Origin of the sequence: Porcipelethomonas sp., assembly GCF_051893655.1 — a bacterium.
In the GTDB taxonomy this organism is placed as follows: domain Bacteria; phylum Bacillota; class Clostridia; order Oscillospirales; family Ruminococcaceae; genus Porcipelethomonas.
In genome coordinates this window covers 1-6,843 of sequence record NZ_JBJFHN010000127.1, presented here as the reverse complement: position 1 = coordinate 6,843, position 6,843 = coordinate 1, and the positions used below count along the sequence as shown (strand labels likewise).

Here is a 6,843-nt window from a genome sequence, read left to right as displayed (position 1 = left end):
CAATTTGCACTTATATATAAAATATATCGGCACATTCCACAAAAAATAAAGATTAATATTCCGTACCTCTTAAAAAAATAAACTATTTTTGTCTGAACCGTGCTGTCTGATGACTTGAATCTCTTAAGAATTTTTCTTTTTAATCAAAAATGATATTAATTTGATATCATATATTATCACTTTTCCGACCGCTTATTAAGAGCAGATTTGCAATTTTTTTAAAATTATGTTATATTGTCCATATGAGGTGTATGATAAAATGGAAAAAACAAACGTCATGAGAATACTGGATCAGAAAAAGCTTGATTATAAAGCCCATTTTTACGGTGATACCGGAGCAGTCAGCGGTGCAGATGTAGCGGACGCATTGAACGAAGACCCGGATCAGGTTTTCAAAACACTTGTGACTGTAGGCAAATCAAAAAAATACTATGTCTTCATGCTTCCTGTCTGTGATGAGCTTGACCTTAAAAAGGCGGCAAAAGCAGTAAATGAAAAGTCTGTAGAAATGTTAAAATCAAAGGAACTTCTTCCCCTTACAGGTTATGTTCACGGAGGCTGTTCACCCATAGGCATGAAAAAGCTTTTTACTACAACTATTCATCAAACTGCCGAAAAATTTGAAAAAATATTTTTCAGCGGCGGTAAAATCGGCTGTCAGGTTGAAATGTCTCTGAAAGATTTAAGAAAGGTAATACCCGTAAAGGCTGCGGATATAACTATAGCTGATGAAGTATAAAAATATTGTAAATGGTAAGTTTATTTCCCGTCCGAACAGATTTATTGCAAAGGTCTGTGTAAACGGACTGGAAGAAACCGTCCATGTTAAAAATACCGGCAGATGCAGAGAACTTCTTGTTCCGGGTGCAGAAGTGATTCTTGAAAGGGCGGAAAATGAAAACCGCAAAACTAAATATGACCTTATTTCCGTTTACAAAGATGACAAACTTATAAACATGGACAGTCAGGCACCTAACAAAATAGCCTGCGAACTGCTTCATAAGCTTTACCCTGATGCGGAAATAAAGCCGGAACAGAAATATAAAAATTCCAGATTCGACTTTTTTATAAACAACAACGGAACCCGTATGTTTACAGAAGTCAAGGGAGTAACTCTTGAAGAAAACAAAACTGCAATGTTTCCGGACGCTCCTACAGAACGGGGAGTAAAGCATATCCGGGAACTTATCGAAGCTGTAAAGGAAGGCTATGAGGCAGGGATTCTTTTTATAATACAAATGAAGGGAATAAAGCTTCTAATACCTAATTACAGTACTCACCGGGAATTCGGAGAAGCATTGAAAGATGCTCAGAAAGCCGGAGTGAAAATAATGGCTTATGACTGCAAAGTCAGTGAAAATGAAGTAACGGCTGATATGCCGGTCAGAGTGAATCTGGAAGAAAATTGAACATGTTATGCCTGGAACACAAAAATCCCCGGTTTTTAAAAACCGGGGACAATTTATTTTATTTGCCTCTTCTAGAACCGTTTTTACGCTCAGTATTTCTCTTAAGCGCACATATCTTTTCTTCACTGTTCTGCTTGAAGCGTGTAAGCATTTCCTCAAATCCAAGCTCTGACATAGGAGGCTTTTTCTTTGGTTCCCAGACGTTCGGCTTACGCTCCGGACGCTTTGCAGCTTTTAGCTGATCTCCCGGATTTTCACTGGCTTTCTTGATGGAAAGACCGATTTTTCCGTCCTCACTTATAGAGAGAACCTTTACCTTTACTTCCTGATTTTCAGTCAGATAATCCTTTACATCCTTTACAAATGTATTGGCAATTTCAGAAATATGTACCATTCCCGTTCCGGCACCTTCAATTTCTACAAATGCACCGTACTGAGCAATGCCTTTTACCTTACCGTTATATACCTTACCGATTTCGAGCTGCATAGCCTGTTAAATCCCCCTGTTAAAGTTTAATATGAATAAAATTTAAAAGCTTAAAAAGCTAGTTTCTTGACGTATCATAATATCTTCGTTCATTCGGGTAAGCATAATTCATTTTTTCAATAGCCAGCTTTTCCATGTAAGCATTCATATCGTCCTCATCAAGGGTTCGCTGCAGTTCCGCATTTTCAGCTTCGATTTCATCAGCTTTATTGAGAATAGAATTAAGTTCCTTCTGCATTTCCGCCAGATTGGCCTGCGTTGCAATAATTGAAACAATACAGCCAATGACAACGGCAATTATAATAAGTTTGCTTATAAGGCTAAACATGCCCTTTTTCTTTTTTCTTTTTACTGCCTTTGCTGCTGCCAAAATTCTTCACGTTCTTTCTTATGTTCAGATTTTTCTTTATATCATTATTTCTATTATACAACAAATCACCGTTATCAATCAAGGGGGTTTTACTATTTTTTTTATCAATTTTCAGATTTTGGAGAGTTCTAACAAAAAAAGCTCTGAATTTTTCACAGATAAGTACAAACTTTTTCACGACCGGACGGAAAATCATGGCAAATATTTTTTTTATAAACATTATTATTTTTCTGAGTACAGAAGTAACTGCCGACCCGACTGTTACGAAATATAAAGCAAATCCCAGAAAATTGCCGATACAAAAATAAAACCTGAATTCGCTTCTGGCTTCAGTAACCGTAAAGCACATAAGGAATATGCCGTAAAGGCAGAAAAAAATCAGATCCTCAGCTGCTGCGGCAATTTTATTATGGGGAATTAACATTCTGAAAACCCGGAACAGGTCAAAAACTATCCCTACTGGTATCCCAAACAGACAGGAAAGCAAAAAAAGCCGCAGCTGCTCAGACCATGTAAAAAAACTTTCAAGTCCCTCCATCAGCTCACCGCCTTACCGGAAAAGTTTTCCCAGGAAGGAAACCGTTCCGTGTTTATCCTTGTCACCGTAGTTGAGTGCCCAGATATCGCCGTCTATAGTCATATCTCCGGTTTCAACACTCATTGAGTTAATATGAAGCTCCCGTCCCCTGATAACAAGCTCCCCCAGCTGAGTGTAAAGCGAGATACAGCGTTCGTCAAAACTGTCCACATCTGTAACTCCGGAAATGGTAAGACTTTTGCGGTTTTCCATTATCACATTGTGAACGGCTCTTGCAGTTTTTTCATCATTTGTCATTTTTAATTCTCCTTTGCTTTTATTTACAGTAATTTATATTTAACATGCATAGAAAATATTACTGTTTTTGGTGAATTTTTTTATAAAAAGCTGTTGCTTTTTTTTGTTAATTATGATATACTTAGTTTAAATAGTTTGAAAATCTGTTATAATAATGGAGGAAGAAAAATAATGAGTGTACTTGAAATTGTCGGCGGTATTCTGCTGATTATAACCTGCGTTCTTGCGATTATTTTATGCCTGTTTCAGGATTCAAAGCAGCAGCAGAATATGACAGCTGCTATCACAGGTGGAGCGAACGATTCGTTTTACGAAAAAAATGAAGGAAGAACAAAAGAAGCTATTTTAAGAAAAATTACACGAGTTCTCCTGATTGCACTTTTCGTTCTTACGATTGCCGTAAATATCGTTGCAAACTATTTATAATAACCATTTATTCCCTGTGGCAATAACGCAAAGACGTTGTTCACAGGGATTATTTTTAAATAAAAAGAGGATTTAATATGAGTAAAGAAAAAAATAAATCAAAAAAGAAATCCGAAAAAAAATTCAGCTCAAGCGATAAATACTCTGTTGAAAATTACAGAAATAAAATCCTGACATTTGTCAGAAAAAGCGGAAAAAAACCTGTTCCGGCAAAAGAGCTTGCCGCCAAATGCCGAAGTATTAAAGGCAATGAGAAAAATTACCGTGAGGCTATGGATTCCCTGCTTTCAGAAGGTGTTATCTGTCTCAGAAAACGAGGCTATGTAATGTCTGATATTCTGGGATTTTTTACAGCGGAAATTTTAAGACTTAACAAAACCTTCGGTTTTATGAAACGATGCGACAACGACGAGGAAATATTCGTACCGGGAAAGTTTCTTTGCGGTTCCATGCCGGGAGATATTGTACTGGCAAGATATATTGAATCACGCTCCGGAAGTCCGGAAGGAGAGGTACTGGACGTTTTAAAGCCATGCAGTGCAAAGCTTACTGGCATTATTGTTGAAGAAGAGGACAGAAAATGCTTTCTGCCGGATTCAATGTCAAAAACTCCTATTAAAATTGAAGAAAGCGGTATTGAATATAAAATTGGCGACAAGGTCATGGCTGAGCTTATCCGTATGGGTAAACGCCACAGAGATCACAAAGCCAGAATCGTATTTACCTTCGGGAACTCTCAGAATGCCGCATGCTGTGCCGAATCAGTTCTGGCGGTAAACGGCATAGAAAATCATTTCCCTGAAAATGTTCAGAATGATGCAAAAAAAATTCAGGCTGCCGGAATATGGGCAGATGATTTCAAAAACCGTCTGGACTTAAGAGAAGAACTTATATTTACAATTGACAGTGCTGAATCAAAGGATCTGGACGATGCTGTGTCAATTGAACGTACTAAAAACGGCTACAGGCTGGGCGTTCACATCGCAGACGTTTCCCACTATGTCAAGGGCAACAGTCCCCTTGACAAGGAAGCTCTTGAAAGAGGTACAAGCATATATTATGCCGACAAGGTAATCCCTATGCTGCCTAAGGAGCTTTCAAACGGTATCTGTTCACTTAATCCGGGAGAAAACCGGCTGACCTTTTCAGCCATTATGAACATTTCCACTGACGGGCATTTAAAGGACTTTAAATTTGAAAAATCGGTTATCTGCTCAAAGGTAAAGGGCGTTTATTCGGAAATAAACAGTATTCTTGCCGGAAACCCACAGCCGGAAATACTTTCAAAATATGAAGAACTTATTCCAAGCATTAAAATTATGGACGAGCTTGCAGATATTCTCATTGCAAACCGAAAAAAAAGAGGTGCGCCGGAAATTGAAACCTCTGAAAGCAAGCTAATCATAAATGAAGACAACATCTGTGAAAATGTTGTTCCGAGAACCAGAGGAAAATCAGAAATGATTATTGAGGAATTTATGCTTCTGGCAAACGAATCCGCTGCAAGACTTGCAAGTGAAAAACAAATTCCGTTTGTTTACAGAATTCATGAAACTCCATCTCCTGAAAAAATTGACGATCTTAAAGAGGGTTTAAGACGGCTTAATGTTGATATTCCGGTATTTTCAGAGGTAAAGCCGGCTCACCTCGCACAGATCCTTATTAATGCCAAGGACAAGCCCAGCTATCCGGTAGTAAACATGATGACTCTGCGTTCCATGGCGAAAGCAAAATACCATACTGAACCTGTGGGGCATTTCGGTCTTGCTCTTGATGACTACGCTCATTTCACCTCCCCTATCAGACGTTATCCTGACCTTGCTATTCACAGAATACTCTCCGACCTTATAAGCGGTGCGGATCAGCAGTGGATGGAAAAACGATACAGCGGATTTGCTGCCAAAGCCTCTGAGCATTCAACAGCTATGGAAATAAGAGCCATGAATATTGAGCGTGACTGTGAAGACTGCTACAAGGCAGAATACATGCAGCAGCATATAGGCGATTCCTTTGAGGGATTTATTTCAAGTGTTACTGAATTCGGATTTTATGTAGAGCTTGAAAATACCATAGAGGGACTTGTCCATGTAAATACTCTCCCTGAGGGGTATTACAGCTATGACGGATTTTTCAGTCTGGCAGACGAATACAGCGGCAAGGCTTATTCTGTCGGTGACAAGGTTTCAGTTATCTGTGCAAGAGCAGATGTAAACAGCGGAAATATAGATTTTGAGCTTGATTTATAAAGGAGACATAAATGAAAAAAATATTATTAGTGACAGTTTTATCAGCATGCCTTCTGCTTCCCGCATGCAAAGACGAAACCACACAGGCAGATACAAAAGCCATAAACAGCAATTCTCTTTCAGAATCATCTCTGACGGAATCATCAGAACCTGAAAAGGAAGCAGATGACAGTATCATGGCGGACAGCAGTGACAGTACTTCTTCTGACAGTTCTGCGGAAACTGACAAAGATTCAGAAAATAATGAAGATGAATATACAGATTCTGAAAGCGGAAACGCTCAGACCGCCGGAATCTCAGATAATAATGAATCCCAGGCTGACAATAATACTGACACCAATGAATCCGATCTGACAGCTCTTGCGAAAGAACAGTTTGAAAAAAGTGCAAAACAAAAATGGGAATTTGTTATAAATTGTCCTTATGAACTAGACTACAGCAGCGGTACTGGTACAGGTGCGTTTTTGATAAACGATGCCGGAGTAAACAGTGTTGATGATATTGTAAATGCTTACTGTCAGGTGTTTGCAGAGCCTGACGATTCGCTTTACAGCAAGTACTTTGAATCTGACGGAAAGGTTTACTGCTATGACGGCGGCAGAGGTTCAAATATATACTATACCGGTACTGACCTTGTGCTTGTATCACAAAGCGACTCAAGACTTGTATTCAACGCCGTTTCACATTATTCCGACGGCGAAGCCTCCGAAAAAACCAATGAATTTTCCATGATAAAAAAAGACGGTGAATGGAAAACGGAAAATTTCACACTTCCCTACTGACAATACTGTAACCTTTTCTCTTTTTATGAATAATATAATAACAGGGGTAATACCTCAGAACAGGTTCTTATACTTATTAAACGGAGTTTTCAGTATGGAAAATAATATAAAGACACTTTATTCTCTCAAGGAAGGACATACCGGACGTGTTGCAGAGCTTCATACTCAGGGGGCAATGAGAAGACGTCTTCAGGACATAGGTCTTATTGAGGGAACTGACGTAATATGCTTAAGAAAAAGTCCCTCGGGAGACCCGGTAGCATACCTTATAAGAGGAGCAGTAATTGC

At 38.8% G+C, this 6,843-nt stretch carries 10 protein-coding genes; 6 read left to right on the top strand and 4 right to left on the bottom strand.

From position 1 onward, the window contains the following. The first annotated feature begins 259 nt into the window (after positions 1 to 259). Together ybaK and sfsA are read left to right on the top strand one after the other, a co-directional pair. Positions 260 to 739: a Cys-tRNA(Pro) deacylase gene (ybaK, locus tag ACI4WO_RS07630; protein WP_439806961.1), complete on the top strand. Its 480-nt coding sequence runs from the start codon at positions 260 to 262 to the stop codon at positions 737 to 739. Next, a complete protein-coding gene (gene sfsA / locus ACI4WO_RS07625) occupies positions 729 to 1,409 on the top strand; it encodes a DNA/RNA nuclease SfsA (protein ID WP_439806960.1) in 681 nt (226 codons plus the stop codon). The genes ybaK and sfsA overlap by 11 nt, the downstream gene beginning before the upstream one ends. Positions 1,410 to 1,467: 58 nt before the next feature. On the opposite strand, the gene ACI4WO_RS07620 is transcribed toward sfsA, so the two are convergent. The 4 genes from ACI4WO_RS07620 to yabP are packed head-to-tail and all read right to left on the bottom strand — an operon-like array spanning position 1,468 to position 3,101. Further along, the gene (locus ACI4WO_RS07620; RefSeq protein WP_439806959.1) at positions 1,468 to 1,896 is read right to left on the bottom strand and encodes a S1 RNA-binding domain-containing protein; all 429 of its coding nucleotides are present in this window, start codon (positions 1,894 to 1,896) and stop codon (positions 1,468 to 1,470) included. Between the two features lie 58 nt (positions 1,897 to 1,954). Then, positions 1,955 to 2,224, bottom strand: coding sequence for a hypothetical protein (locus tag ACI4WO_RS07615; RefSeq protein ID WP_439806958.1), 270 nt, complete (start codon positions 2,222 to 2,224; stop codon positions 1,955 to 1,957). Beyond that, positions 2,217 to 2,804, bottom strand: coding sequence for a spore cortex biosynthesis protein YabQ (gene yabQ, locus ACI4WO_RS07610; RefSeq protein WP_439806957.1), 588 nt, complete (start codon positions 2,802 to 2,804; stop codon positions 2,217 to 2,219). The genes ACI4WO_RS07615 and yabQ overlap by 8 nt, the downstream gene beginning before the upstream one ends. Positions 2,805 to 2,816: 12 nt before the next feature. Beyond that, entirely contained in the window at positions 2,817 to 3,101 is a 285-nt protein-coding gene (gene yabP / locus ACI4WO_RS07605) for a sporulation protein YabP (protein ID WP_439806956.1), read from the bottom strand. A gap of 171 nt (positions 3,102 to 3,272) precedes the next feature. Between yabP and secG the strand changes: the two genes are divergently transcribed. From secG to ACI4WO_RS07585, 4 genes are all read left to right on the top strand, one after another. Next, positions 3,273 to 3,527 carry a preprotein translocase subunit SecG gene (gene secG, locus ACI4WO_RS07600; protein ID WP_439806955.1) on the top strand — a complete coding sequence of 85 codons (255 nt, stop codon included), beginning with the start codon at positions 3,273 to 3,275 and terminating at the stop codon, positions 3,525 to 3,527. A 77-nt stretch (positions 3,528 to 3,604) separates the two neighbouring features. After that, positions 3,605 to 5,773, top strand: a complete 2,169-nt coding sequence (gene rnr / locus ACI4WO_RS07595; protein ID WP_439806954.1) for a ribonuclease R — start codon at positions 3,605 to 3,607, stop codon at positions 5,771 to 5,773. A gap of 11 nt (positions 5,774 to 5,784) precedes the next feature. After that, positions 5,785 to 6,555: a hypothetical protein gene (locus ACI4WO_RS07590; RefSeq protein ID WP_439806953.1), complete on the top strand. Its 771-nt coding sequence runs from the start codon at positions 5,785 to 5,787 to the stop codon at positions 6,553 to 6,555. A gap of 94 nt (positions 6,556 to 6,649) precedes the next feature. Beyond that, the coding region (locus ACI4WO_RS07585; protein WP_439806952.1) for a FeoA family protein at positions 6,650 to 6,843 on the top strand (194 nt) is incomplete at its 3' end.